Raw genomic sequence first — 24,909 nt, 5'->3', positions numbered from 1 at the left:
GACAAGACCGCGTCGCTGTCGCTATGGATGCGTGCATGACCGCATCCCCTGCCATCGAAGCCTTCAGCCTGATCAAGAATTTCGGCAGCACCCGCGCCGTCGACGGGATCGACCTGAGCGTACCTGCGGGCAGCATCTATGGCGTGCTCGGCCCGAATGGCGCGGGTAAGACGACCACCTTGCGGATGCTGCTCGGCATTATCGACCCTGATGCGGGGCACCGCCATGTGCTGGGTCACGAACGCCCGCTCGAAGCCGCGCCGCTCGTCGGCTATCTGCCCGAGGAGCGCGGGCTGTATCCCTCGATGACCGCGCGCGAAGCGATCGCGTTCATGGGCGCGCTGCGCGGATTGCCGCTGGCGGAGGGACGTCGCCGCGCCGATGCGCTGCTCGACGAACACAACCTCGGCCATGCCGCGAAGAAAACAGTGCGGACCCTGTCGAAGGGGATGGCGCAGACGGTGCAATTGCTCGGCACGCTGATCCACAAGCCCAAGGTGATCGTGCTCGACGAACCCTTCTCGGGACTCGATGCTCTCAATCAGGGACGGCTCGAAACGCTGATCCGGGGACAGGCAGCGGCAGGGGCGACGATATTGTTCTCGACGCATGTCATCGCCCATGCCGAACGCCTGTGCGAGCGCATCGCGATCATCGCGGGCGGCAAGGTGCGGTTCGAAGGCGCGGTGGACGAAGCGCGCAACCGGCTGCGCCCCGTTGTCCGGCTGCGGACGCGGGCCAGCGACGGGCCGTGGCGTGCCGCGCTGCCTGCGGATGCCGGTACCGGCCCGGACTGGCGGTTCGAACTGCCTGCCTCGGGGATCGAGCCGTTGCTGAAGGCGCTGGTCGACGGCAATGCCGGGATCGACAGCCTGTCGATCGAACGCCCCGGCCTGCACGACGCCTTTGTCGCGATTGCGGGCGCAGAGGCCGCGGCCGCGCTCGACGAACCGACCGCCAAGGAAGCCGCGCTATGAACAATTTCCAGCGCCTGTTCGCCGCCGCGCTGGTCATTGCGCGGCGCGACTATGTCGCGACCGTCTGGTCGCGCTCGTTCGTCATGTTCCTCTTGACCCCGATCATTGCCATCGGTTTCGGCGGGGTCATCGGCAGCATCGGTAACCGGGTCGACGAGGCGGCGATGAAGCCGGTCGTTGCGGTGGTCGCGCCAGCCGCCGCCTTTCCCGCCTTTCGCGCGGCGCAGACGCGACTCGACGACCGCATCGAGCAATATCCCGGTCTGCGACTGGTCGCCGCTGCAGGCGACCCCGACCGCCAGGCCGCAGCGTTGCTCGGCGAAGGCGGTCGCGCGCCGACGCTCGTCCTGACCGGCTGGCCCGGCAAGCTGCGGCTGCACGGGCCCGATGCCAAGCTCAAGGATATGGCGTCGGACGTCGAGATGTTGGCCGAGGAAGCCGCGCTCGACGCTCAGCTGGCCAGAGGCGGACAGGCCCGGCCCGCCGTCACGCTCGAACAGGTGCCGACCCGGCCGGTCGCGACCTCTTCGGCGGCCAGCCGCCACCTGCTGGGCCGTGCGGCGCAGACGATGCTGTTCATGCTGACCATCCTGCTCGCGGGCATGCTGTTGTCGAACCTGGTCGAGGAAAAATCGAACAAGGTGATCGAAGTGCTGACCGCCGCCGTGCCGGTCGATGCGATTTTCCTCGGCAAGCTGGTGGCCATGCTCGGTGTGTCGGTGACCGGTATTGCGATCTGGGGCGCGGCGATCGGGGTCGGGCTGGTCGGCTATCTGGGGACCGGCGCACTACCCGCGCCGGCGATGGGCTGGCCGATGCTGATCGTGCTGGGGGTCGCCTATTACGTCAGCAACTACATGATTCTCGGCGGCATTTTCATCGGTATCGGCTCGCAGGCGGCCAGCGTGCGCGATGTGCAGACCCTGTCGATGCCGGTGACGATGCTCCAGCTGGCGATTTTCGCGCTCGGCTCGGCGGTCGTGAGCAGCCTCGATTCGCCGCTCGGCGTGTTCGCGGCGATGTTTCCGCTGTCGTCGCCGCTGACGATGATCGCGCGCGCCGCGCAGGAAGCGGCGCTGTGGCCGCACCTGCTCGCGCTGGCGTGGCAGGCGCTGTGGGTGGTCATCATCATCCGTTTCGCCGCACGGCGGTTCCGGACAGGCGTGCTCAAATCAGGGTCGCCGCCGAAGGAGCGGCGCTGGTTCGGACGGCGGTTGCGGGCTTAGCTAAACTGGGCTAAGTTGCGGCCTATGACCTACGTCAACGTCCATCAGGCGAAGTCCAACCTGTCGCGGCTGCTCGATGCCGTCGAAAGCGGAGCCGAGACTGAGATCGTGATCGCCCGAAACGGCAAGCCTGTCGGACGTCTGGTCCCGATGGCGAAGCCGCGCAAAGTGCTGCTTGGGCTGGCAGCAGGCAAGTATAACTTCGACTACGAGGCCTTTCAGGCGCTCGATGCCGATGTTGCGAAACTATTCGAAGACAGTGCAGACCCTTTCGGCGAGCGGTTGCAGCGGCCTTGAGGCTATTGCTCGACACGCATATCGCGGTGTGGGCGATCCTGGGTTCGCCGCAGCTTCCCCGGCGCGCGCTCGAACTCCTCGAGGATGATGACCATACTCATTGGGTCAGCACCGTCAGCCTCTGGGAAATCGCAATAAAGAACGGCCTTAAGCGGGCAAAGACGTCTCGCGTTGGCATCTCAGCTTCTGACGCCAACGTCGAATTCGAGCGCGCCTTGTTCCAGCCTCTCGCAATTTCCGTTGATGCCATCCAATCGATCGAGGACCTGCCGCCGCATCACGGCGACCCCTTCGACCGCTTGCTCATTGCACAGGCTCGAACCGAGTCGATGCACTTGCTTACGCACGACAAGACGCTTGCCGCCTATGGCGACTTCGTTCTCGTCGTCTGACGGTCAACCCGGCAGCAATAACCCCGCGAGCGCCGCCGACATCAGGTTTGCCAGACTTCCTGCCGCCAGCGCTTTCAGCCCGAGCTTGGCGATGAGGGGGCGCTGGTTCGGCGCCAGACTGCCGGTCGAAGCCATCTGGATCGCAATCGACGAGAAATTGGCAAAGCCGCACAACGCAAAAGTGACGATGGCGACCGTGCGCGCCGACAGATCCTTCATCTGGCCCAGATCGATGAATGCAACGAACTCGTTGAGCACCACCTTCGTGCCGAGCAATCCGCCCGCCGCCGCTGTCTCATGCGCAGGGATGTTGAGCAGGTACATCAATGGCGACAGGATCGTGCCGAGGATCATCTGGAAGCTGAGATCGGGATAGCCGAACAGCCCGCCGATCGCGCCCAATATGCCGTTCGCCAGCGCGACCAGTGCCACGAATGCCAGCACCATCGCCGCGACCGCGACCGCGATCTTGACACCGGTCTGAGCGCCCATGGCCGCAGCCATGATAAGGTTGGCCGGTTCTTCCTCGGGATCGACCGGCGCGACGGCCATCCCGTCGCCGTCGGCGACCGCGCCCGCAACGGCAAGCTCGTCGGGCATGATAATCTTGGCCATCAGCAATCCACCGGGTGCCGCCATGAACGAGGCCGCCAGCAGATACGGCAGCGAAGCCGGCCCGAGCAGCGCCGCATAGGCGGCAAGGATCGTTCCCGCGACGCCGGCCATGCCGACCGACATCACGCAGAACAGCTGCGACGGGGCAAGGCTCGCCAGATAGGGGCGGATGACCAGCGGCGATTCGGACTGGCCGACAAAGATGTTGGCGGCGGCGCAGAGCGCCTCGACCTTGGAGACGCCGACGACCTTTTCGATACCGCCGCCGACCCAGCGGATCACGAACTGCATGATGCCGAGGTGATAGAGAACGGCGACAAGCGAGGCGAAGAACACGATGATAGGCAGCGCGGAAAAGGCAAAGGCGTTACCGAAATTCGGGTCGGTCGCGAGGTTGCCGAAGATCAGCCGCGTCCCCGCGCCCGCATAGCCGAGCAGCGCGCTGACCCCCATCGCCAGCCCTTCGATCATCGCTTTGCCCGCGGGCACGTAGAGGACCAGCACGGCGAGCGTCGCCTGCAACGCGAACGCCGCGCCGACGACACGCAGGCGAATCGCGCGCCGGTTCGACGACAGCAGCACGGCAATGGCGAGAATGACCGCGATGCCCGCGATACCGATCAGGATATGTTCCACTTGACCCCCTGGATATTGTTTGCCGCACGATGCGGTTGCGTTGCGGGCAAAAGCAAGTAGCAACCGCGCGATGGACAAAACCACCGCTGCTATCCCCCGCTCGCTGTTCGTGCTTGCCATCTTTTATGGCGGGATGGTGCCGCTCGGCGGCTTCCTCGGCGCGAAACAGGTGGCGCTCGGGCCGCTTGCGGTCGAGGCCGGAATCTTCCCGTTTCTGACGCTGATCGCGGTGTCGAGCGCCATCGCACAGCTTCACGGGAAGGCCATCGCCAACCGCATGGTCTATTACGGGTTCGTGCCGCTGGTGATCGCGATCCTGCTGTCGTGGCTCGTCCTGCAACTGCCGACCGATCCGGGCATGTACGAACCCGCCAAGGAAGCATTTCCCGTAATCGTCGGGCAAAGCTGGCGGATGATGGCGGCGGGCATTCTCGCTTACGGGACCTCGGTCACGCTCAACATCTGGATTTTTGCGCGCCTGGCGGGGGCCGAGGGGCGCTTTGCCGAAGTGCGCGGGATGATCGCGGCGGTACTGTCGCAGATCGTCGATACGCTGATCTTCATTACCGTGTCATTTTATGGCGTCCGTCCGATCATGGATCTGATGCTCGGGCAGATGCTCGCCAAGATCGTGCTGTCGATCGTTGTCGTGCCGCTCATCATCGGGGGCGTGGTCCGGCTCGGCAAATGGCTCGACACGACGGACACCGCGAAATGAGCCGTCACGATCCCGACGTCAGCTTGCTGGCCAAGGCGGAAACGCTGGTCGAGGCGCTGCCGTATCTGCAACGCTATGCCGGGCAGACCTTTGTCGTGAAATACGGCGGCCATGCGATGGGCGATCCGGCGGCGGCAGAGGATTTCGCCGAGGACATCGTCCTGCTGAAGGCGGTCGGCATCAACCCCGTCGTCGTCCATGGCGGGGGCCCGCAGATCGGCGCGATGCTGAAAAAGCTGGGCGTGACGAGCGAATTCGTCGGGGGCTTGCGCGTCACCGACAAGGAAACCGCCGATGTCGCCGAAATGGTGCTGGGGGCGATCAACAAGCAGATCGTCGGCTGGATCGCGGCGGAGGACGGGCGTGCCGTCGGCCTGTCGGGCAAGGATGCGGGGCTGGTGCTTGCCGAAAAGGTCGCCCACCGCGAGGCAGACCCCAATCGCGGCATCGAACGCAATGTCGATCTGGGGTTTGTCGGCGAACCGGTGAAGGTCGACCGCACCATCATCGATACGCTGTCGGCGTCGGGGGTCATCCCGGTGATTGCACCGATTGCGCCCGACGCGAGCGGCCAGACCTATAACATCAACGCCGACACCATGGCGGGCGCGATTGCGGCGGCGCTCGGCGCATCGCGGCTGTTCCTGCTGACCGATGTCGCGGGTGTGCTCGATAAGGCGGGCGAGTTGCTGACCGACCTCGATCCCGCAAAGATCGCGGCGTTGCGCGACGACGGCACGATCACCGGCGGCATGATTCCGAAGCTCGAAACCTGCGTGACAGCCGTCGAGGGCGGCGTCGATGCGGCCGTCATCCTCGACGGGCGCGTGCCGCATGTGATGCTGGTCGAAGTCTTTACCGCCCGCGGCGCGGGGACGCTGGTTCACAAATAGGGCGCACCCCGCTATCTGGGGCGACAGCGCCCAAGCAGCGGGAATCCTGTACCTATGAACACCGTAATCCAGATTGCTCTTTACCTGCTGACCCTTGCGACATGGGTGATCATCATCCAGGCGGTGATGTCATGGCTGATCGCGTTCAACGTGATCAACACGCACAATGATTTCGTGCGGCAGGTGTGGACGACGCTCGACCGTATCACCGAGCCGCTGTACCGCCCGATCCGCCGCATCATGCCCGATTTCGGGGCGCTCGACCTGTCGCCGATCGTCGTGCTGATCTGCATCCAGATCCTGCGGATCGTTCTCGAGGGCCAGATCCAGCCGACCTATATTTCATGACGGCCGCCCTGATCGACGGCAAGGCGCATGCGGCGGCGCTGCGCGCCGATGTCGCGGCAGGCGTTACGCGGCTGGGTCGCGCGCCGGGGCTGGCGGTCGTGCTGGTCGGTGACGATCCGGCGAGCGGCGTTTATGTCCGGGCGAAGGGCAAGGCGTGCCGCGAGGCCGGAATGGCGAGTTTCGAACACCGCTTGCCCGCCGAGACGACGCAGGACGCGTTGTTGGCGCTGGTGCGCCGCCTGAACGCCGATCCGGCGGTCGACGGGATTCTCGTCCAGCTGCCGCTGCCTGACCACATCAATCCCGACGCGGTGATTGCGACCATCGACCCCGACAAGGACGTCGACGGCTTCCACCCCGTCAATGTCGGGCGACTGGCGAGCGGGCTGCACGGCTTCGTGCCCTGCACACCGCTCGGCTGTCTGATGCTACTCAAAGACACACTCGGTGACCTGTCGGGTCTGGAGGCGGTCGTGGTCGGGCGGTCGAACATCGTCGGTAAACCGATGGCGCAGCTGTTGCTCGGTGCAAATGCTACTGTGACCGTCGCGCATTCGAAGTCGCGCGATTTGCCTGCGCTGTGCCGCAGGGCCGACATACTGGTGGCGGCGGTCGGGCGACCCGGGATGATCCGGGGTGACTGGGTGAAGCCGGGCGCCACCGTCATCGACGTCGGCATCAATCGTGTGGAAGGGGGGCTGGTCGGCGATGTCGCCTATGACGAGGTCGCCGCCCATGCCGCGCATATCACGCCCGTTCCCGGAGGCGTGGGTCCGATGACCATTGCCTGTCTGCTCAGGAATACGCTGACTTCCGCCGAACGTCGCCGGATGAAGGAAGCCGCCTGATGATCGCGCTCGCCTTGCTCGTAGCCGCACCGGTGGCCGCGTCGAAACCGCCACCGCCTGCCAAGCCCGCAGCTGTCGCGCTCAGCCCCGTCGACGCCATTGCGGCTGCTGAACGCGCCTTTGCCCGTCGCGCGCAGGTCGAGGGGCAGTGGAAGGCGTTCCGCCTCACCGCTGCGCCCGACGCGATCATGTTCGTCCCCGATGCCAAGCCGGTCCCCAAGGCGCTGGCTGGGGCGACCGAACCTTCGGTGCCGGTGATGTGGTGGCCCGGTACCATCGCGCCATCTTGCGACGGGACGCTCGGCCTGTCGACCGGCCCCTGGGTGCGTGCGGCATCGGGCGGGCACGGCACTTTTTCGACGATCTGGAAACGGACGGCCACCGGTTATCGCTGGATGCTCGATCATGGACGGCCGACGCCGAAACTGGTGCCTGCGGGCAACACCCCGACGCTGGTCGCGCCGGTATGCGGCGGCGCTTCGACAGCGGCGTTGCGTGAGGCCGATTACGACAAGCTTGCCGCCGGTGTCGCCGCGCGTGCCGGGGTGGACGGGGCCGCTGCCTTTGCCGCCAATGCGGCGAGCGACGTGCTGGTCCAGAGCGAGGAAACGATGCCCGCGCGCGGCAGTGCGGCTTTGCCCAAAACCACCTTCGGGGCTGCAATCGCCTCGGGCCATTCGGACGACTGGACCCTGGCCTGGGCCTCGCGCGCGCTGCTCGGCGGACAGGCGGGCGCGCACGACCTGCGCGTGTGGCAATGGCGCGGCGCGGCGGGATGGAAACTGGTCGCCTATGAAACGATCGGGCTGAAATGATCGAACTCTTCATCTCGGCACTGGTGACGTTTTTCGTCATCATCGACCCACCGGGGTGCGCGCCGATATTCGCCAGCCTGACGAACGGGACGCCCCTCGCGCACCGCCGCGCGATGGCAATCCGGTCGACTTTGGTCGCGGCAGGAATCCTGTTCGCCTTTGCGCTCGTCGGAAAAGCGTTCCTCGGCGCGCTTCACGTCAGCCTCGACGCCTTCCGGATTGCGGGCGGTATCATGCTGTTCATGATCGCGCTCGACATGGTCTTTGAAAAGCGCACCGAGCGCCGCGAAAACCGCGCGCAGGAAGTGATGGCGACCGAGCATGACGACATCTCGATCTTCCCGATGGGCATCCCGATGATTGCGGGGCCGGGGTCGATTGCGTCGGCAATGCTGCTGACCAGCCGTGCCGACGGGTGGGGCGAACGCGGTGTGGTGCTCGCCGCACTGGCGACAACTTTGCTGGTGACGATGATTTCGCTGCTACTGGCGGGGCCGCTCATGAAAATCCTCGGCAACCGCGTAGAGGCGATGATCACGCGGGTGTTGGGCGTCATCCTCGCCGCGCTCGCCGCGCAGTTCGTGATCGACGGCGTGAAGGCGAGTTTCGCCTAGGCGCTACTTCACCCGCCACAGCAGCAGCGGCGACTCTTTGGGCAGGGGCACTGGTTCGAGCCAGTCGAACTTCGTGCCCGTCGCCAGCTGCGAATAAAATCCCTTCGGCGACCGCGCACGGTACACGGTCGATTCGCTCATGTTCGGGCAGGTCATCAGCAATGTCGCGCCGTGGCGTTTGATCGTTGCGCGGGCGTTCTCGGGCGTCCCGTCGAAGGCGTGATGCACATCGAGGATCGCGCCGCCGTTGCGGTGGTACGGCCCGGCAATCGCCTTGTGATGGGTGACGGTAATCAGGCGCGGCCCCAAATCGACGAAGGTGAAGATCGTCGTCGCGGGCAATTTGGCAATGGGGTTCAGCGCGGGGAGCGTCGGACAGCGCCCGTTCGCCTTCTCGATGGCCTTGCTGCGCACCGTGGCCTTTTTGCCGGGGACCTGACCGATGACATATTGGACGCCCAGCCCCGAAACCAGCAGCACCACGGCCGCAACCCCGATGGTGCGCGCGAGCATCGATGGGCTGCGGCGGAGTGCAGGCACGGCCAGCCAGATCAGCGCGGTCGCGCCGGGGACTGCCGTCAGTTGCGCCGCCGCGCCCATCCGCGTCTGCCACAGCAGCAACAGCATCGAGGTCAGGCTGATCAGCGCAATCGGTGCCCAGACCGCGAACTGCGGCGTGCCGCGCGCGCGCAAAGTGGCAATGATCGCGCCGATGACGCCTGCCAGTGGCAAGGCAAGCGTGCCGACCATGACCTGCCAGTCCTTGGTGTAGAGCGGCTTGAATTCGTTGATGTTCTTGAGCCAGCTCTCGTAGAGTTCGGGCGACACCTGTTCGGGCCGCCCCAGGCACTGCGGCGCGAGCAGCGCGAACCCCGCCGCCAGCACCACGCCGCCCAGCGCCGCCGCACCCAGCCGCCAGCGCCAATCGTCGCGCTTCAACTGCGGCAACAGCCACGCCAGCCATCCCGCCGCAACCATCGTTCCCAGCCACACCGGCGACAGCACGTCGCAGCGCGGCACGGCATTGTCGTAGCTGGCAAAGCCGAGATAACCGACCGCACAGCCCACGGCGAGCGACAGGCCGTAGGCCGACAGCCGTTCGCGATCCTCCGGCTGCCACACCCAGCGCAGCACGGTCGCCGCGCCGACGATGACGAGGAACGGCAGCAGCTCGAGGCCGATGACCAGCGATGCGGCGCTTGCAATGCCGGTGACGATGCCGCCGCGCCGCGCCTGCGGGTCGGCGATGCCCGCGATGCTGAGCATGAGGAACGTCAGCTGCCAATTATGGTGGTCGATCCGCATCGGCATGAACATCGACAACGCCGCCCAGCAGCCGGTTGCCGCCAATCCCGCTGCGAGCAGCCCCGCATTGGGCGCGACCAGCCGCCGTGCCGCGAGCGCCAGCGCGAACAGGGTCAGCCCCAGCGGCAGCATCGGCGCGACCGCCGCCGCAAAGCGTTCCGCCGTCGCCCCGTCGACGAAGAACCGCGCGCCCCAGTCGAGCAGCGCGATCGGCAGATCGACGAGGCGGCTCCAGTGCATGTTGAACCCCTCGGGCGGGTTCAATTTATACTGGCGCAGATCGTACCAGCCCTGTCCGTTCAACAGTGCGCGGACCTGCGACATCCGCATATTGTCATCGGTGTCGGGCAGCGAGAACCACTTGATCATGCCCCAGCGGAACTGGACCAGCCATACCATGGTCGCGACCCAGATCGCGGCGACCAGTGCACGCCAGTGGCGGTCGAGCCATGCCGCGATCCGCGCCTCGGCGGTCGCCGGTCCTGCTTCGATTTCGTCCATTTGCCTGTGCGACCCTAAATCCTCGACGTGGCCGCGCATAATCTTTACCGGTGCCGCTGCATAGCGCGGGGAACACGCCCCATCACTTGCGGACCGGAACGATGAGCGACCACGTCTACAACACCGATTTCTACGACTATATCGACGACGGCAGCCGCGCCTCGGCACGTACGGTCGCGCCCTTGCTGCTCGCCGAAATGAAGATCGACAGCCTGCTCGATGTCGGCGCGGGGCACGGGGCCTGGGCGTCCGAATGGATGGCGGCGGGCGTGGCCGATGTGCTCGCGGTCGACGGCGACTATGTGAAGGTGGACCAGCTGGTCATCCCGGCGGGGAATTTCCTGGCGCACGACCTGATGCTGCCGCTCGATCTCGGGCGCAAGTTCGACCTCGTGCAAAGCCTCGAAGTCGCCGAGCATCTGCCGCATGCCAAGGCGGCGACTTTTGTCGAAACGCTGACCCGCCACGGCGATGTCGTGCTGTTTTCCGCCGCCGTCCCGCATCAGGGCGGCGAGCATCATGTCAACGAACAACCGCCCGAATATTGGCGGCAACTATTCAAGGCGCGCGGGTTTGCGGCGTTCGACTTCCTGCGCCCGCGCCTTGCCGACCAGAAACAGGTCAAGGGCTGGTACAAGTTCAACTCATACCTCTACGCCAACGAGGCGGGGCAGAAGCGGCTGTCGGACATCGTGCTGGCTAGCCGAGTCGAGGACGGGCGCGCGCTCGAGATCGGCGGCGATTTCGTCTGGAACGCGCGCCGCGCCATGGTCCGTCTGATCCCGGCGGGGCTGGTCAAGCCGGTCGCCATGGTAAAGGCGAGCGTCGAGGCACGCGTGCGCGGGCGGGCGGGGTAGCTTTCTCTTCTCTTCCCCGAGCGAAGACGGGGGGCACCTTCGAGCGCAGTCGAGAAGCCTAACCGCGTGGAAAGATGCCTCGGCTTCGCTCGGCAAAGTCCCTCGTCTTCGCTCGGGAAAGAAACTTAGAGTTGTCCATGAACCTCACCCTCCCCACCGACCCCGCTGCCCGCGCCGCCTTCTGGCAGCTCGTGCGCTATGGCATCGTCGGCGGCCTGATCACGGCGGGCGGGCAGGCGATCTATTATCTCGGGGTCGAATGGTTCGTGATCGATCCGAACGTGTCGATCGGCATCGCCTTCGTCATCGGCGTGATCGTCGGCTATTTCGCGCATGGCTGGATCAGTTTCGCGGGCCACGGCGAGCGCGAGAACCACGCGCAAATGTCGACGCGGTTCATCGCGGTGAACCTGTTCGGCTTTGCGATGAATTCATTCTTCGTGTGGCTGCTGGTCAAATATCTGCACGGCCCGACCTGGTGGCCGATCGTGCCGAATATCGTGTTCACGCCGCTGGCAACGTTCTGGATGCACCGGAAATGGACTTACGGCGGATAGCCCGTTTGGGTTCACACGAAGCTCACGAAGGCACAAAGGAAGAAGGAAGGGAGCTTGCCGCGTAGCGGCCATTCTGTCTTCGTGACTTCGTGAGCTTCGTGTGAACCCCGGCTATTTCTCGACAGGCGCGCTGTCCGACGCATCGATCCCCAGCGTCGCTTTCGCCACGCTCCCACCCGCAATGTTCTGGACGATGTAGAGCGGCCGGTTCTTCGCCTGCGTATACAGCCGCCCGATATATTCGCCGATCATGCCGAGCACGAACATCTGGATCGCGCCAAGCACGACGACGACCAGCATCAGCGAGGTCCAGCCCGCGATGGCCTGGCCCGCAATCCAGGACGCGAAGATATAGATGACGAGCAGCACCGACCCCGCCGCCAGCCACAGCCCGGCATGGCTCGCGAGGCGCAAGGGTGCGGTCGAAAAGCCGGTCAGCGCGTCGAGCGCGAAGCGGATCATTTTCGACAACGGATATTTGGTCTCACCGGCAAAACGCGCTTCGCGGCTATAGGCGAACGGCACCTGCCGGAACCCGCCCCAGGCGACCATCCCGCGCACGAACCGCGCCTGTTCGGGCATGGCGAGGAACACGCTCAGCGCGCGCCGCGTCATCAGCCGGAAATCGCCCGAATCGAGCGGGATATCGACATCGGTCGCGCTTTTCAGCAGGCGGTAAAACGCCGCAGCCGTCGCCTTTTTGAACACCGTCTCGCCCGCGCGTTCGGTGCGGACGCCATAGACGACATCGGCCCCTTCCCTGACGAGCGTTTCCATCATCGGCCCGAGCAATTCGGGCGGGTCCTGCAAATCGGCATCGACGACGAAGATATGCTCGCCCCGGCACAGGTCGAGCCCCGCCGTCAGCGCCAATTGGTGCCCGTGGTTACGCGACAGGTCGAGCGCGACGAGGTGCGGGTCGGTGGCCGCGAGACCTGCCATGATCGACCAGCTCGCGTCGCGCGACCCGTCGTTGATCAGGACGATCTCGTAATCCTCGCCGACGACGGCTTTGGCCGCCGCGCCCAGCCGCGCGTGCAGCACGCCGAGGCAGTCGGCCTCGTTGTAACAGGGAACGACAATCGAGAGTTTCGGCGCGGTCATTTGTCGATCCGGTAAAGCACGGTGCGGTCGTCCGCAAACAGCGGCGTCAGCCCAGCATAGCGCGGAAGTGTTGCGGGGCGGTAACCGATCAGCCAGACCAGATCGAACCGGTCGCGCGGGAAATCGGCGATGCGCGCGGCCAGCGCAGGCCGCAGGTCGCCGCAACCCATGACCAGCTGCGACGGATCGCTGTTGTAGCGCGTGCCCCGTGCGGCGAGCGGGACCAGCAGTTGCGCCCCCGGCACATCCCATTGCCCGTTGGTGAACACGTCGCGCCGGACGATGGCAACGCCGTCGAGATGGTCGACGCGCGGACGTCGCCATGGCACGTCGCAGGGGAATTCGGTGAAGACAGCGACGCGGGCACCGCGCGGCATCAGGTCGAGCGCCTTCAAATGGCGGGCATAATCGGTGTCGTACTGCGCGAATCCGGCCGTCGTCGCGGCGATGCGGACGCCGAATACGAGCGCTGCGCCGAGCGCAATCACAGCGGCCAGTCTTCCCGTGGCCTCGACCGGCCGGATCGCGAGTAGCGCGACCATGAAAACGACGGGCCACAGTCGCGCATCGGAAAAAGCGGAGCCGAGCAGCTGATAAGGCAACACCAGTAGCGCGATCAGCAGGAACAGCGCGGCAAGGCCCAGCGACCTGTCGACCACGAACGCCTTCGACCGCACCCCGGCATAAATCAGCAGCATCGCCGCGATCAGGCAGCCCATGTCGAACCATTGGTGCTGGTCGCGGAGCGTCCAGGTCAGCGCCAGCGCTTTGTACCCGAAGTCGAACCAGCCGAGCGTTGCGGCGGCGGCCCCTGCCGTGCCGTAGCTGAGCGCTGCCATCAGCAACAGCGGCAGGCCGAGCGGAAGCAGGCCTGGGATGGCGCGGGGCCAGACCTTCACCGGGCGACCGGCGACGGTGCGCGCCACGATCAGCACGGCGAACACGGCCCAGCCATAGATGTGAACGACCCAGAGGAGGACGGACAACGCTCCCATCGTCACCCCCGCGAAGGCGGGGGCCCAACTCCTGAACTGCCCACCCGTCGAAACAACGGGAGTTGGGTCCCCGCCTTCGCGGGGATGACGATAATAGTGCGCCGCCATATGCAGCGCACACGCCACGCCCAGACAATAGTTCACCAGCCCGTATTGCCATGGATAGGCCATCGCGAACGGGAATGCCGCCCATGCCGTCGCGGGCAGCACCCCGTGTGCCGCGCGCGCCAGCCGTGCCATGCCGGTGATCGTCAGGATCAGGATCAGTCCCGCCAGCACCCGTGCGCCGCCTTCGATGCCGAACACCCGCCCCAGCGGCTCCATCAACAGGTCGCTGCCGAGATTGCCGATCAGTCGCCAGTGATAGGCCCAGTTCGCCTGTAACGCCGGACTGTCGCCGAGGTGGAGCTGGACATGATACCGCCCGATATGCCCGACAAGGTCGATCAGCGGCGGGATGGTGACCACCCAGAGCGGGATCGTCGCGGCGAGCGCGGCCAGCGCCACCGCCCCGCGGCTTTGCCACCACTGGCTCATCGCTCGATCCGGTAGAGCACGTCGGCGCGGTCGCGCCACACCGGCGTCATCCCTGCCGTCAGCCGCGCGTCGTAACGCGGCGGGTCGATCAGCCAGACATAATCGAACGCCGCGCGAGGGAGCTTGGCCAGCGCTTGATCGGGCGTCATCCACGGTGCGCCCTTGCACGGGGCGGGGACCGTCAGCTGCGACGGATCGACGACGAAGCCGGGGGCGTCGGTCTTGGTAATCAGCATCAGATTCGCGCCCGATACGTCCCACTGGTCGTTCGAAAAGGCGTGGCGGCGGACCATGGCGAGCGCGGACAGATGCTCCAGCCGGTTGGTCGACCATTCAAGGCCGCAGGTCCGCCGCGTGAACGCCGCGACTCGCGCGCCTTCGGGCAGGTGGTCGAGCGCGGCCAGCGCGCGGTCGTAGCGCGTCGAGGCGATGGCCATGCTCGCGGTGTGACCGGCGATACGCGCGGCGAAGAAGCTCAGGCCGATGACGGCCAGCGTGGCGAGGAACTTCGGCGACGTTTCCGCCTTGGGTCGGATCGCCACGATTGCAATCGCGATGAGGTAAGGCGTCAGCCGCATATCGGCATAGGCCGATCCGAAGATGATGCGCGGCAACAGGACATAGACCGCGAGCAGGACCAGCGCGCTGGTCGCCAGATTGCGCGACCAGCCCAGGGCCGCGTTCCGCAGCGCCACGAAAATCAGGCCGATCACGACAGCGAGCGAAGCAAGGTCGAACGCCTGCCAGCGGTCGCGCAAGGTCGTCAGCACCCACAGCGACTTGGTCCCCCAGTCGAACCAGTCGCCGGTCATGTCGGTCGCAGTCGAGCGCCACAGCACCATCGGGACCAGCGGCAACGCCATCGGCAGGCAGGCAAACACCGCCGCGACACCTGCGGCGATCCAGCCCTTGCCGAGGTCGCGCTGGCGGATTGTCTCTGCCGAAAAGCACAACAGCCCGAGCAGCCCCCAGCCAAAGGTGTGCGCGGTCCATACGACACAGGCGAGCGGCAGGAACACGAAAGGTCGCCATTTGGCTACGCCGGTTCGCGCCATCCGCAGCCAGAGTGCGAATGACAACAACGCCAGCGCCATCGCCAGCGAGAAGTTCACGAACCCGAAAACGAAGGGATGCCCCCACATCAGCGGCAGCGCAAAGAATGCGGTCGGCGGCACCCGCCCGTGCACCTCGCGCGCGATCCACAACAGCCCCGCGACCGCCAGCGCGGGAATGGCCATGACGATCAGCTTGGTACCGAGCTCGACGCCGAACAATCGTCCCAGCGGTTCGATGAGCAAATCGACGCCGAGGTTGCCGATCAACTGCCAGCGGAACTGGAACCATTGTGCGAATGGGGCCGGATCGAGCTGGACGGCATAGCGGCCCATATGCCCAGGGAGATCGACTAAAGGCGGGATCGGCGGGTAGACGAGCGGGACGAGCGCTAGCAGCACACAGAGCGCGAGCACGCTCCGGCGGTTCCACCAGTCGGGCGGTGTGAGCGTGGCGGGAGCGGTTGGGTTCACACGAAGCTCACGAAGGCACAAAGGAAGAGGAAGCAGGAAAGGGTGCGTCGCGGAAGTAGTTGTTCGCGACGCGCTTGAAGCCGCCTTCCTTCATGAGCTCGACATTGAAATTGAGGAGCAGGCCCAACGGACGGTCGGTCAGGCGGAGATATGTCAGCAGCTGCTTGCGATGAAGCCCGGAAAGCTCATCGACCGATTTGATCTCGACGATCAGCCGATCGTCGACGAGCAAATCGAGGCGAAAGCCTTCGGCAAGTTTCCGGCCTTCGAACTCGATCCCGATGGTCTGCTGGCGGACTACACTAAAGCCACGCGCGACCAATCCGTCCGCCAGGACGGCTTCATAAACCGACTCCAGCAATCCCGGTCCGAGCGCTTTATGGACGCGAAGCGCGCAATCGATCACCGCTGAGGCTATCGCCTCGACCCGCTCGTCCACGCTTCGCCCCTTCTTTCCTTCTCTTACTTTGTGCCTTCGTGCGCTTCGTGTGAACCGAAATCTACCGATCCCGCCGCCCGAGCAGCCGCAAGCGCAGCGCGTTGAGCTTGATGAACCCTTCCGCGTCGCGCTGGTCATAGGCGCCGGCGTCGTCTTCGAACGTCACGACCTTTTCCGAGTACAGCGAGTTCGGCGACTTACGCCCGGTCACGATCACGCTGCCCTTGTAGAGCTTAAGGCGGACCGTCCCCGAAACCTTCTCCTGCGAATGGTCGATGGCTGCCTGCAACATCTCGCGCTCGGGGCTGAACCAGAAGCCGTTATAGATCAGCTCGGCATAGCGCGGGGCCAGCTCGTCCTTCAGGTGCGCTGCGCCGCGATCCAGTGTAAGTTGCTCGATGCCGCGGTGCGCGAGGTGGTAGATCGTCCCGCCCGGTGTCTCGTACATGCCGCGCGACTTCATGCCGACGAACCGGTTCTCGACGAGGTCGAGCCGCCCGATCCCGTGCCGCCGTCCGTACTCGTTGAGCGTTTCGAGCAACGTCGCGGGCGACATCCCCACGCCATTGATCGCCACCCCGTCGCCGCGCTCGAAATCGACGGTGATGACCTCCGGCGTGTCGGGCGCGTCCTCGGGATTGACGGTGCGCGAGTAGACGTAATCCGGCACTTCATCCCACGGGTTTTCGAGCACCAGCCCCTCCGACGAGGTGTGGAGCATGTTCGCGTCGGTCGAAAACGGGGCCTCGCCGCGCTTGTTCTGCGGGATCGGAATCTGGTGCGCTTCGGCGAACGCGATCAGCGCGGTGCGGCTGGTCAAATCCCACTCACGCCACGGCGCGATCACCTTGATATCGGGGTTCAGCCCGTAATAGCCGAGCTCGAAGCGGACTTGGTCGTTGCCCTTGCCGGTCGCGCCATGGCTGACCGCATCGGCCCCCACCATCTTGGCGATCTCGATCTGGCGCTTGGCGATCAGCGGGCGTGCGATGCTGGTGCCGAGCAGGTACAGCCCCTCGTACAGCGCATTGGCGCGCATCATCGGGAAGACGTAATCGCGGACGAACTCCTCGCGCAGGTCGTCGATGAAGATATGCTCTTCCTTGACCCCCATCAGCCGCGCCTTGGCCCGTGCGGGTTCCAGCTCCTCGCCTTGCCCGAGATCGGCAGTGAAGGTCACGACCTCGCATTGATAGGTCTGCTGAAGCCATTTCAGGATGACGCTGGTGTCGAGCCCGCCCGAATAGGCGAGGACGACCTTGTTGATGGCGGCTTTGTCGGTTCCCGGCACTTGGCAACTCCCGTGATTCGTGGTGGCCTCATAAGGGTGCCGACTCGGGGAGGGAAGCATGGCCGAAACCAAGAGCAAACCGACGTCGGTGAGCGTCCCCGATTTCCTCGCAGCGGTCGACAATCCGATGCGCCGCGCAGACGGCGAAACGCTCTGTGCGATGCTGGCGCGGATGACCGGCGAGCCACCGCAGATGTGGGGGCCGTCGATTATCGGCTTCGGCAGCTATCGTTATAAATACGACAGCGGCCATGAAGGGACGTCGTGCCGGATCGGCTTTTCGCCGCGCAAGGCCGAACTGGTACTCTACGTCCTGTCGGGTGCCGAAGGCGAGGCCGACCGGCTGGCGCGGCTCGGCAAGCACAAGACTGGCAAATCATGCCTGTATATCAAGCGACTGTCGGACGTAGACATGGCGGTCCTTGAGGAACTGTGCGTGGCCTCGCTCGCGTCGATGGACGCGCGTTATCCGCAGTCCTGAGCTGCGGTTTCGTTCAACTGGGGTAAATGTCGGCGGCGTAACCTCGCGCGCGAAATCATGATGACTGCGGGAGGTTGCGCATGAAGATCTGGCAGGTAGTGGCGGTATCGGTGGCGGCGGGCGTAACGCTCCCCGCGCTCGCACAAATGGCCGAAGGGCCGGTGACGCGGGCCGAGGTCGAGGCGCGGGTCAAGGACCGGCTCGGTCGACTCGACGCCGACAAGAACGGCACGGTGACGCGTGACGAAATGATGGCCTTTGCCAAGGCTCGGATGGAGACGCACGCGGACGATGATTTCGCCGCGATGGACACCGACAAAAACGGCAGCATCAGCCGTGCGGAGTTCGATGCCGCGCGCGCCAAACGCGGCTTTCCGCATGTCGTCCGGATGGAACGACGCGGTCCCAATGCGATGATGGCCCCGCCGCCTCCGCCCGAGGGCGCGGCGACCCCGCAACCGGCCCCCGGCCCCGACGGCAAGCCCGTGCTGCGCGAACGGATGCGCGTGAAGATGATGGACGGCCGCAGCGGCATCGTCATGGCCGATGGCGACGGCAAGGGCATCGTCATTGCCGACGCGGTAAAAAAAGCCCTCGACCGCTTCGACGCCGCCGACACGAACAAGGACGGCAAACTCTCGCCGGAAGAACTTAAGGCGCAGCGCGGGACGTGGCGGACGAAGGTTAGCTGAGCATTGTGAGGGGCCGTCGGTCGTTCGTTCCTCGCACTATCGATGCCCCTCCGAAAACAGCTGCACATAGGGAAAGTATTGCCACACCCGGTATCGTTCCTGACCGGTAATCTCCACCAATAGGTCGGCCTCGACAAAGCGTGCGATCAGGTCGGCGGCCGCAGGAAAGGTAACACCGAGCTTATCCATAACTGCGCGATTGTCGATGAAGGGATGCTTGTACAGATCCTCGAGCACGCGCAGGCCGTTACCGGCAGAGCGCCCGAACCGGTCGGTGACGCGGCGGCGATGGTCTTCGCGCAAAGCGACGATGGCACGCGCCGTTTCGGTTGCTTCCAGACTGACCGACGCGACGCCTTCGAGGAAGAACCGGATCCATTCTTCCCATTCGCCCCTGTCGCGGATGTTCTGGAGCAGTTCGTAATAGCGTGTGCGATGCAGTTTGAACCAGTGCGACAGGTAGAGCACCGGTTTGAGCAATATCTCCTTCTCGCACAAATAAAAGGCAATCAATAGCCGTCCGACACGACCATTGCCGTCGAGGAACGGATGGATCGTTTCGAACTGTGCATGGATCAGACCGATCTTTACCAGCGCGGGAATGTCGCTTTCGGCGTGGACGAATTTCTCGAGATCGGAGAGCAGGTTTTCCACCTCGTGCGGCGGAGGCGGCACGAAAATTGCGTCGGCAAGTGTCGAGCCGCCGGGGCCGATCCAGTTCTGGCTGCGCCGCAACTCCCCGGGACTGGCATGATTGCCACGTACGCCCTGCATCAGTTTTTCGTGAATTTCGCGGATCAGGCGAACTGAAATCGGTAATTCGGGTAACCTGCTCAAGCCATGGTTCATTGCGCGGACGTAGTTGAGGACCTCGCCGACGTCGCTTGGGCGACCTGTGTCTTGGATGGCGGCTTCTGCTTCGAGCAGGTCGTTGAGGGACGATTGCGTGCCTTCGATCTGGCTGGAAAGTACGGCCTCCTTGCGGACATACATGAAGACGAACATGTCGGGATCGGGCAAAGTCTGAATGGACCCATCAAGTCGCCCGAGCGCTCGGTCTGCTTTCGAAAGTGCGGTTTGCATTGCGCCGTCGATCAGGATCGGCGGTCGAGGCGGCAACGGCTCGGGCATGAAGGCCGAGAACCGGTTTGGCTGCCGTACATAGCGGCCAGCCCTTAATTGGGTCGCCATTTCTGATCCTAATCAATTTCTGGCTTTGATTAGGGGTTTCAGTTCCCGCTAGTCAAGGACAGACTTTGATTAGAGCAAGGGTTTTGCTGTAAGCAAGGGCTGTCTGCATCTAGCGGCATGTAGCGCGGCTAATGAAAGGCTGCGTTGAGCCGCGCCTCCTCCATCGCCAGATACTCCCGTGTCACCGGCAGTACCCGCCGGTCCTTGGCATATTGCAGCTGGTACACGCACAGCACACCGTGTTCGAACGCGCTGGTGCAGCCCGCGAGGTAGAATTGCCACATGCGGAAGAAGCGCGCGTCGTACACGCTCTCGATCTCCGCGCGGCGCGCCATGATCCGCGCGTACCAGGCGCGCAGCGTCCAGGCGTAGTGTAGCCGCCACGTCTCGCAATCGGTCTGGATCAGGTTGCTGCGCTCGCTGCCGTCGGTGATTTCGCTGAGCGCGGGCGCGTAGCCGCCGGGGAAGATGTATTTCGACGCCCAGGCATCGGTCGTCCCCGGCCAGCCCATCCGCCCGATGGTGTGAAGCAGCATCACCCCGTCATCGGCGAGCAGTGCGCGGCATTTGGCGAAAAACGCGCGGTAATGCGGGGGGCCGACATGCTCGAACATGCCGACCGACACGATCCGGTCGAAGCTGCCAGTGACATCGCGGTAATCGACCAGTTCGAATTTGACCCGGTCGGCGACGCCGCGCCGTTCGGCGTCGGCGCGGGCATATTTAAGCTGCTCCTCGCTCAGCGTGATGCCGGTGACGTCGCAGTCGTATTTGTCGTGCAGATAGAACGCCATGCCACCCCAGCCGCAGCCGATGTCGAGCACGCGCATCCCCGGCGCGAGCGCGAGTTTCGCCGCGATATGCGCCATTTTGTCGCGCTGGGCCTGATCGAGGCCGACGTCAGGTGAGGTCCAATAGCCGCAGCTGTATTGCCGGTTTTCGTCGAGGAAGAGGTCGTAGAGCCGGTCGTCGAGGTCGTAGTGATGCGCGACATTGCGCTTCGACTTGGCGTTCCAGTTCCACCTGTCGAGCTTGCCGCGCAGCCTTCCGAATGCGCGGTCGAACCAGCGCGCATCGTCGAAGCCGCCGCCTTCCTCCCACCGGCTGTTGAGCCGCAACAGGCTCAGCAACCCCATGATGTCGTCGTTTTCGACGATCAGGCGGTGGTCCATATAGGCCTCGCCGCCGCCGAGTTCGGGTTTCAACACCACATCGCGCGCTACTTTCGCGTCGGCGAGGCGGACGGCGATGTCGGGAAAACCCTCGGCCGATGTGCCGACCTTGCTGACATTACCCTTGTGATCGGTGACGGTCAGGGTGCCGCGTCTGACGACTTTGGACAGGAAAGTATCGAGCAGGGACATGGTGCCTCTTGCAATCAATCAAACATCGTCAGCCCGGACTTGATCCGGGCCTAGGCTGCTTCACTTCGTTTCCAGATCAGAAGAGAAGCCTAGCCCCGGGTCAAGCCCGGGGCGACGGGAGGCGCTTCTTAGGCACCAGCGTACCATTCATAGCCCGCGCCGTCTTCCCAGAAGCCCCCCTTGCCGCCGTACACGGATTTCAGGCTGGCAACCGCTTCGATGCGCTGGACATATTTCGCCTGTTTATAGCCCAGTTGCCGCTCGACGCGCAGGCGTAAAGGCGCGCCGTTCATCACCGGCAGCGCTTGATCGTTGAGGTTCCAGGCGAGGATCGTCTGCGGGTGATAGGCGTCGAGCAGGTCGAAGCTTTCGTAATAGGGCGTCCCGTCGTTCGCGTCGGCACAGTGGAACACGATGTAGCGCGCCTCGGGCTTGAGGCCCGCCCCATCGAGCAGCAGCTTGACCGGTACGCCCGTCCATTTCGCAATCGCGCTCCATCCCTCGACGCAGTCGTGGCGGGTGATCTGGGAGCGCGCGGGCATTGCGCGCAACTGGTTGATCGGCAGCACTTGGGGGCGGGCGACCAGCCCGTCGATAACCAGCGTCCAGTCGCGGAATTCGGTCGCGATATGACGCGCATAGGCGTCCCCGACCGGCATCCGCGTCCCGTTCGACCGGAAAATCGGCGAACGCTGGTTCGGGGCGAATTCCTTCGCCAGTGCCATGCGGTCCTGCAGCGACCGGTGGACGATATAATTGGCATCCTCGCCGAGTTTGAGCACCTCGCGAAACTGCGGGTTGTTACCCAGCGCATCGCAGCCCGACAGGATCATGCCGCTGCCCGCGACCATGCTGCCGACCAGAGCGCGCCGTGTCAGAATACCGCTCATGCCGCTTCTCCTGCCAGTTCGGGGGCCGGTTCGGGTGCGACCCGTGGCTTGCGGTCGTGCGGCACCCGGAACTTGCCGGTAATCATCGACCGGATCTCGTTATACGGCCCGGCCAGCACGACCAAGGTTAGGTGCACCACGATGAACCCGCCAATTCCCATCGCGCATAAGAAATGGACCGAGCGCGCCGTTGCGCGTCCGCCGAACAGATCGATGGCCCAGCCGGTCAGCGGCGATAGCCCAGGGTTCAGGCACAGGCCGGTCAGGATCAGCAGCGGGATCAGACCGAACAGCACGAGGATATAAGTGATTTTTTGCAGCGTGTTATAGTTCAGCGCCGCCGCGCCGGTTGGAAATTTGAGCTGCGCGTGGTGGACGATTTCCTCAATCAGATGCTTCGGGGCCAGTTCGCCGCGTTTCAGCGCTAGATCTCGCTGGATATGCCGGTTGAGCAGGCCGACGATCACAAAAGCGAGGAAGCCGAAGGCCAGCACCCAGGCAAAGGCCAGATGCCAGTGGCGTGACAGCGCGAGGTTGTAGGTCGAGGGAATGGTGATCCAGCCGGGAAAGCGTCCCTGCGGCAGCCAGTGGGTCAGATCGAGCCACGGCGTATCGAAATTCGCGCCATACTGTCCCCAGTAAAGGCGCGGGTGCGCGTTGGAGATCATCAGGCCCGACATAAGCATGACGAAGATTGCGACCGCATTGGTCCAGTGCCAGACCCGCGTGAACAGCCGGTGCCGCTTGACCAGTTCGCCGCCCTGAACCTCGACCGCTTCGCTCATCTGTTGTCCTCGTCGCCGCGCACCCCAGCATCGCGCGGACAAGCTTCGTCGGCAAGCGCGAAAAGGTTACGTATAGGCGCGCAAAAAGAACACGATTGTCGTCGCCCCGGTGACAGTGAGCGTCCACAGCCGGACCGCCAGCGGCGGCAGGCGGTTGCCGACTTTGGCCCCCAGCCACCCGCCGACGATCGCGCCGACGAGCATCGGCAGGCACACCGCCCAGCGCACCATGCCGAACCAGATGAAGACGATGGCGGCGGCGGTGTTGGCAATCGCCAGCATCAGCGTGCGCGGGGCCATCATCCGGTGCGGCGGCAAATTGGCGAGCAGGCCATAGGTCGCCGTCGTCATGATGCCGACCCCGCCACCGAAATAGCCGCCGTAGAGGCCGAGCAGGCTCTGCGCGACCAACAGCGTTGGCGTCCCGATTGTCACCCGGTCGTGGAGCCACGCTGCGGCGCGCTTGCCGAAGGCGATGGCGAGGAATGCGATCAGCAACAGCCAGGGGATGATGATGTCAAAAATCCGCGTCGGGGTGACGACCAGCAACAAACTCCCCGCCAACCCCCCGGCAAAAGTAATCGCCGACAGCGTCCGGATCGACACCCCGCCCAGCGGTTCCAGCCCGTCGCGAAACCCCCATGCCGCCGTCATCGCCCCCGGCTGCAAGGCGACATTGCTGGTGGCGTTGGCGACCGGGGAGGGCAGCCCCAACGCAATCAGCGCGGGCATCGTCGCGAACGTGCCGCCCCCGGCAAGCGCATTCATCGCGCCACCGACTAGCCCCGCGCCGCCCGCCAGCGCCATTCCCTGCCACATGTCCATCACCGCCTCCCATCGACAGGTCGCGCGACAAAAGCAATCGAGGGTTGAGCGTGACGATTGCCCCTGTCAGTGTCAGCGAGACTAATTTTGCCGGGGGCATGACGGTGGACGCAGCACTGATCGACCGTGTCTATGAATGTTCGGTGGTGCCCGAACTCTGGCCCGACATCCTCGACGATGTCGCCGGACAGGTCGATGCGCGTGGCGGGTTGCTGTTCTCTGCACGCCGCACGCTCGACTGGACGGCTTCGAAAAGCCTGACCGATGTTTTCCAGACCTATGTCGCCGATGGCTGGTTCGCCAATTGCGACCGCCGCGTCTGCATCATGAGCCAGGCACAGCCGTCGTTCTTTGTCGAACATGATTTCTGGTCCGAAAGCGATCTCGACCGGACACCGATCTACCGCGACTTCTTCCGGCCGCGCGGACTCGGCTGGTCGGCGGGGACCGGGCTGAAAATGCCGACCGGCGACAATGTCGTGTTCAGCATCGAACGCGATTTCGAACGTGGCCCGATCGAACGCGACTATGTCGACCATCTCAATGCGCTGCGCCCCCATCTCGCGCGCAGTGCGTTCCTGACCGCGCGGCTGGGGATGCAGCGGATCGCGGGCGCGACCGAGACGCTGACCGCCATCGGCCTGCCGGCGGTGGCGCTCGACGCCGGGGGTGCTGTGGTCGAGGCCAACGAGCTTGCCCAGGGGCTGACGGGCCATTTGCGCTGGGGGTCGCAGAACCAGCTGGTCCTGACCGACAAGCGTGCCCGCCAGTGGCTGCACGACGGGCTGGCCGCGCTCGGCGATCCGACGGCGACCGTGCCGAGTTCCTTTCCTGTCCGCAATGCCGATGATGTGCCCGAGCTGGTCGCGCATCTGCTGCCGGTCCGGCGGTCGGCGCAGGACATATTCGGCGGCGGTTTCGCCCTGTTGTTCCTGACGACGCTCGGCGGCAAGCGCGCCCCCGACGCGGCGTTGCTCAGATCGCTATTCGACCTGACCCCTGCCGAGGCGCGCGTCGCGGCGGGCCTCGCCGAAGGGCAGTCGCTTGAGGAGATCGCGCTTGCCAGCGGCATTGCCTTCGAAACCGTTCGCAAACAGTTGCGCGGCGTGTTCGAAAAAACCGGCTGCAACCGCCAGGCCGAAGTGGCAACACTGCTCGCCAGCGTGAAAGTCGGCGAAGGGGCCTGAAGC

Annotated in this window: 27 protein-coding genes; 15 read left to right on the top strand and 12 right to left on the bottom strand. The window is 64.7% G+C overall.

Annotated elements, in window-relative coordinates:
* Positions 1-35 precede the first annotated feature (35 nt).
* Genes M0209_RS13010 through M0209_RS12995 form a run of 4 tightly spaced genes read left to right on the top strand, consistent with a single transcriptional unit; the run spans position 36 to position 2,892 of the window.
* A complete protein-coding gene (locus tag M0209_RS13010) occupies positions 36-977 on the top strand; it encodes an ABC transporter ATP-binding protein (protein WP_258888694.1) in 942 nt (313 codons plus the stop codon).
* A complete protein-coding gene (locus tag M0209_RS13005; RefSeq protein WP_258888693.1) occupies positions 974-2,203 on the top strand; it encodes an ABC transporter permease in 1,230 nt (409 codons plus the stop codon). The genes M0209_RS13010 and M0209_RS13005 overlap by 4 nt, the downstream gene beginning before the upstream one ends.
* Before the next feature lie 24 nt (positions 2,204-2,227).
* Complete coding sequence (locus M0209_RS13000; protein WP_258888692.1) at positions 2,228-2,500, top strand: type II toxin-antitoxin system Phd/YefM family antitoxin; 273 nt, start codon at positions 2,228-2,230, stop codon at positions 2,498-2,500.
* 5 nt (positions 2,501-2,505) lie between these two features.
* The gene (locus M0209_RS12995; RefSeq protein ID WP_258888691.1) at positions 2,506-2,892 is read left to right on the top strand and encodes a type II toxin-antitoxin system VapC family toxin; all 387 of its coding nucleotides are present in this window, start codon (positions 2,506-2,508) and stop codon (positions 2,890-2,892) included.
* 3 nt (positions 2,893-2,895) lie between these two features.
* On the opposite strand, the gene M0209_RS12990 is transcribed toward M0209_RS12995, so the two are convergent.
* Positions 2,896-4,143 carry a NupC/NupG family nucleoside CNT transporter gene (locus M0209_RS12990; protein WP_258888690.1) on the bottom strand — a complete coding sequence of 416 codons (1,248 nt, stop codon included), beginning with the start codon at positions 4,141-4,143 and terminating at the stop codon, positions 2,896-2,898.
* Positions 4,144-4,213: 70 nt separating this feature from the next.
* Between M0209_RS12990 and M0209_RS12985 the strand changes: the two genes are divergently transcribed.
* The 6 genes from M0209_RS12985 to M0209_RS12960 are packed head-to-tail and all read left to right on the top strand — an operon-like array spanning position 4,214 to position 8,379.
* On the top strand, positions 4,214-4,861 hold the full coding sequence (locus M0209_RS12985; protein ID WP_258888689.1) for a queuosine precursor transporter: 648 nt from the start codon (positions 4,214-4,216) through the stop codon (positions 4,859-4,861).
* The gene (gene argB / locus M0209_RS12980; RefSeq protein WP_258888688.1) at positions 4,858-5,754 is read left to right on the top strand and encodes an acetylglutamate kinase; all 897 of its coding nucleotides are present in this window, start codon (positions 4,858-4,860) and stop codon (positions 5,752-5,754) included. Before M0209_RS12985 ends, argB begins: the two co-directional genes overlap by 4 nt.
* Before the next feature lie 54 nt (positions 5,755-5,808).
* A complete protein-coding gene (locus M0209_RS12975; protein WP_258888687.1) occupies positions 5,809-6,102 on the top strand; it encodes a YggT family protein in 294 nt (97 codons plus the stop codon).
* Positions 6,099-6,950 carry a bifunctional methylenetetrahydrofolate dehydrogenase/methenyltetrahydrofolate cyclohydrolase FolD gene (gene folD, locus M0209_RS12970; protein ID WP_258888686.1) on the top strand — a complete coding sequence of 284 codons (852 nt, stop codon included), beginning with the start codon at positions 6,099-6,101 and terminating at the stop codon, positions 6,948-6,950. Before M0209_RS12975 ends, folD begins: the two co-directional genes overlap by 4 nt.
* Entirely contained in the window at positions 6,950-7,765 is an 816-nt protein-coding gene (locus M0209_RS12965; protein WP_258888685.1) for a hypothetical protein, read from the top strand. Before folD ends, M0209_RS12965 begins: the two co-directional genes overlap by 1 nt.
* Positions 7,762-8,379 (top strand): MarC family protein, encoded by a 618-nt coding sequence (locus tag M0209_RS12960; protein WP_258888684.1) that lies wholly within the window; start codon positions 7,762-7,764, stop codon positions 8,377-8,379. Before M0209_RS12965 ends, M0209_RS12960 begins: the two co-directional genes overlap by 4 nt.
* Before the next feature lie 3 nt (positions 8,380-8,382).
* Here M0209_RS12960 and M0209_RS12955 read toward each other — a convergent pair whose 3' ends face one another.
* The gene (locus tag M0209_RS12955; protein WP_258888683.1) at positions 8,383-10,185 is read right to left on the bottom strand and encodes an AcrB/AcrD/AcrF family protein; all 1,803 of its coding nucleotides are present in this window, start codon (positions 10,183-10,185) and stop codon (positions 8,383-8,385) included.
* 101 nt (positions 10,186-10,286) lie between these two features.
* On the opposite strand from M0209_RS12955, the gene M0209_RS12950 reads away from it, so the two are divergent.
* Together M0209_RS12950 and M0209_RS12945 are read left to right on the top strand one after the other, a co-directional pair.
* Positions 10,287-11,042 carry a methyltransferase domain-containing protein gene (locus tag M0209_RS12950; RefSeq protein WP_258888682.1) on the top strand — a complete coding sequence of 252 codons (756 nt, stop codon included), beginning with the start codon at positions 10,287-10,289 and terminating at the stop codon, positions 11,040-11,042.
* 137 nt (positions 11,043-11,179) lie between these two features.
* Complete coding sequence (locus M0209_RS12945) at positions 11,180-11,599, top strand: GtrA family protein (RefSeq protein WP_258888681.1); 420 nt, start codon at positions 11,180-11,182, stop codon at positions 11,597-11,599.
* Positions 11,600-11,710: 111 nt separating this feature from the next.
* Here the strand turns inward: M0209_RS12945 and M0209_RS12940 are convergent, their stop codons facing one another.
* From M0209_RS12940 to M0209_RS12920, 5 genes are all read right to left on the bottom strand, one after another.
* Positions 11,711-12,703 (bottom strand): glycosyltransferase family 2 protein, encoded by a 993-nt coding sequence (locus tag M0209_RS12940; protein WP_258888680.1) that lies wholly within the window; start codon positions 12,701-12,703, stop codon positions 11,711-11,713.
* Entirely contained in the window at positions 12,700-14,235 is a 1,536-nt protein-coding gene (locus M0209_RS12935; protein WP_258888679.1) for a hypothetical protein, read from the bottom strand. Before M0209_RS12935 ends, M0209_RS12940 begins: the two co-directional genes overlap by 4 nt.
* Positions 14,232-15,761, bottom strand: coding sequence for a hypothetical protein (locus M0209_RS12930; protein WP_258888678.1), 1,530 nt, complete (start codon positions 15,759-15,761; stop codon positions 14,232-14,234). Before M0209_RS12930 ends, M0209_RS12935 begins: the two co-directional genes overlap by 4 nt.
* Positions 15,762-15,768: 7 nt before the next feature.
* Positions 15,769-16,200: a GxxExxY protein gene (locus M0209_RS12925; protein ID WP_258888677.1), complete on the bottom strand. Its 432-nt coding sequence runs from the start codon at positions 16,198-16,200 to the stop codon at positions 15,769-15,771.
* A 61-nt stretch (positions 16,201-16,261) separates the two neighbouring features.
* Positions 16,262-17,491 carry an argininosuccinate synthase gene (locus M0209_RS12920; RefSeq protein WP_258888676.1) on the bottom strand — a complete coding sequence of 410 codons (1,230 nt, stop codon included), beginning with the start codon at positions 17,489-17,491 and terminating at the stop codon, positions 16,262-16,264.
* A 58-nt stretch (positions 17,492-17,549) separates the two neighbouring features.
* Here M0209_RS12920 and M0209_RS12915 point away from each other — a divergent pair, with 58 nt between their 5' ends.
* Together M0209_RS12915 and M0209_RS12910 are read left to right on the top strand one after the other, a co-directional pair.
* Positions 17,550-17,972: a DUF1801 domain-containing protein gene (locus M0209_RS12915; protein WP_258888675.1), complete on the top strand. Its 423-nt coding sequence runs from the start codon at positions 17,550-17,552 to the stop codon at positions 17,970-17,972.
* 80 nt (positions 17,973-18,052) lie between these two features.
* Positions 18,053-18,664 carry a calcium-binding protein gene (locus M0209_RS12910; RefSeq protein WP_258888674.1) on the top strand — a complete coding sequence of 204 codons (612 nt, stop codon included), beginning with the start codon at positions 18,053-18,055 and terminating at the stop codon, positions 18,662-18,664.
* Positions 18,665-18,700: 36 nt separating this feature from the next.
* Here M0209_RS12910 and M0209_RS12905 read toward each other — a convergent pair whose 3' ends face one another.
* The 5 genes from M0209_RS12905 to M0209_RS12885 all read right to left on the bottom strand — a co-directional run bounded on the left by M0209_RS12905 (position 18,701) and on the right by M0209_RS12885 (position 23,719).
* Complete coding sequence (locus M0209_RS12905; protein WP_408988236.1) at positions 18,701-19,795, bottom strand: Fic family protein; 1,095 nt, start codon at positions 19,793-19,795, stop codon at positions 18,701-18,703.
* Between the two features lie 188 nt (positions 19,796-19,983).
* Entirely contained in the window at positions 19,984-21,219 is a 1,236-nt protein-coding gene (locus tag M0209_RS12900; protein ID WP_258888672.1) for a cyclopropane-fatty-acyl-phospholipid synthase family protein, read from the bottom strand.
* Positions 21,220-21,347: 128 nt separating this feature from the next.
* Positions 21,348-22,109 carry a molybdopterin-dependent oxidoreductase gene (locus tag M0209_RS12895; protein WP_258888671.1) on the bottom strand — a complete coding sequence of 254 codons (762 nt, stop codon included), beginning with the start codon at positions 22,107-22,109 and terminating at the stop codon, positions 21,348-21,350.
* Entirely contained in the window at positions 22,106-22,894 is a 789-nt protein-coding gene (locus M0209_RS12890; protein WP_258888670.1) for a cytochrome b/b6 domain-containing protein, read from the bottom strand. Before M0209_RS12890 ends, M0209_RS12895 begins: the two co-directional genes overlap by 4 nt.
* Before the next feature lie 66 nt (positions 22,895-22,960).
* Entirely contained in the window at positions 22,961-23,719 is a 759-nt protein-coding gene (locus M0209_RS12885) for a sulfite exporter TauE/SafE family protein (RefSeq protein ID WP_258888669.1), read from the bottom strand.
* Positions 23,720-23,769: 50 nt separating this feature from the next.
* On the opposite strand from M0209_RS12885, the gene M0209_RS12880 reads away from it, so the two are divergent.
* The gene (locus M0209_RS12880) at positions 23,770-24,906 is read left to right on the top strand and encodes a helix-turn-helix transcriptional regulator (protein WP_258888668.1); all 1,137 of its coding nucleotides are present in this window, start codon (positions 23,770-23,772) and stop codon (positions 24,904-24,906) included.
* The last annotated feature ends 3 nt before the right edge of the window (positions 24,907-24,909 follow it).

This window comes from Sphingomonas sp. SUN039 (assembly GCF_024758725.1).
GTDB lineage: Bacteria > Pseudomonadota > Alphaproteobacteria > Sphingomonadales > Sphingomonadaceae > Sphingomonas_O.
This window is presented reverse-complemented; position numbering and strand designations above follow the sequence as displayed.

Excerpts from the sequence above, each read along its gene's own strand:
- M0209_RS13010 (WP_258888694.1), top strand. The coding sequence starts at position 36 with ATGACCGCATCCCCTGCCATCGAAGCCTTCAGCCTGATCAAGAATTTC.
- M0209_RS13005 (WP_258888693.1), top strand. The coding sequence starts at position 974 with ATGAACAATTTCCAGCGCCTGTTCGCCGCCGCGCTGGTCATTGCGCGG.
- M0209_RS13000 (WP_258888692.1), top strand. The coding sequence starts at position 2,228 with ATGACCTACGTCAACGTCCATCAGGCGAAGTCCAACCTGTCGCGGCTG.
- M0209_RS12985 (WP_258888689.1), top strand. The coding sequence starts at position 4,214 with ATGGACAAAACCACCGCTGCTATCCCCCGCTCGCTGTTCGTGCTTGCC.
- argB (WP_258888688.1), top strand. The coding sequence starts at position 4,858 with ATGAGCCGTCACGATCCCGACGTCAGCTTGCTGGCCAAGGCGGAAACG.
- M0209_RS12975 (WP_258888687.1), top strand. The coding sequence starts at position 5,809 with ATGAACACCGTAATCCAGATTGCTCTTTACCTGCTGACCCTTGCGACA.
- folD (WP_258888686.1), top strand. The coding sequence starts at position 6,099 with ATGACGGCCGCCCTGATCGACGGCAAGGCGCATGCGGCGGCGCTGCGC.
- M0209_RS12965 (WP_258888685.1), top strand. The coding sequence starts at position 6,950 with ATGATCGCGCTCGCCTTGCTCGTAGCCGCACCGGTGGCCGCGTCGAAA.
- M0209_RS12960 (WP_258888684.1), top strand. The coding sequence starts at position 7,762 with ATGATCGAACTCTTCATCTCGGCACTGGTGACGTTTTTCGTCATCATC.
- M0209_RS12955 (WP_258888683.1), bottom strand. The coding sequence starts at position 10,185 with ATGGACGAAATCGAAGCAGGACCGGCGACCGCCGAGGCGCGGATCGCG.
- M0209_RS12950 (WP_258888682.1), top strand. The coding sequence starts at position 10,287 with ATGAGCGACCACGTCTACAACACCGATTTCTACGACTATATCGACGAC.
- M0209_RS12945 (WP_258888681.1), top strand. The coding sequence starts at position 11,180 with ATGAACCTCACCCTCCCCACCGACCCCGCTGCCCGCGCCGCCTTCTGG.
- M0209_RS12940 (WP_258888680.1), bottom strand. The coding sequence starts at position 12,703 with ATGACCGCGCCGAAACTCTCGATTGTCGTTCCCTGTTACAACGAGGCC.
- M0209_RS12935 (WP_258888679.1), bottom strand. The coding sequence starts at position 14,235 with ATGAGCCAGTGGTGGCAAAGCCGCGGGGCGGTGGCGCTGGCCGCGCTC.
- M0209_RS12915 (WP_258888675.1), top strand. The coding sequence starts at position 17,550 with ATGGCCGAAACCAAGAGCAAACCGACGTCGGTGAGCGTCCCCGATTTC.
- M0209_RS12910 (WP_258888674.1), top strand. The coding sequence starts at position 18,053 with ATGAAGATCTGGCAGGTAGTGGCGGTATCGGTGGCGGCGGGCGTAACG.
- M0209_RS12905 (WP_408988236.1), bottom strand. The coding sequence starts at position 19,795 with ATGCCCGAGCCGTTGCCGCCTCGACCGCCGATCCTGATCGACGGCGCA.
- M0209_RS12900 (WP_258888672.1), bottom strand. The coding sequence starts at position 21,219 with ATGTCCCTGCTCGATACTTTCCTGTCCAAAGTCGTCAGACGCGGCACC.
- M0209_RS12895 (WP_258888671.1), bottom strand. The coding sequence starts at position 22,109 with ATGAGCGGTATTCTGACACGGCGCGCTCTGGTCGGCAGCATGGTCGCG.
- M0209_RS12890 (WP_258888670.1), bottom strand. The coding sequence starts at position 22,894 with ATGAGCGAAGCGGTCGAGGTTCAGGGCGGCGAACTGGTCAAGCGGCAC.
- M0209_RS12885 (WP_258888669.1), bottom strand. The coding sequence starts at position 23,719 with ATGGACATGTGGCAGGGAATGGCGCTGGCGGGCGGCGCGGGGCTAGTC.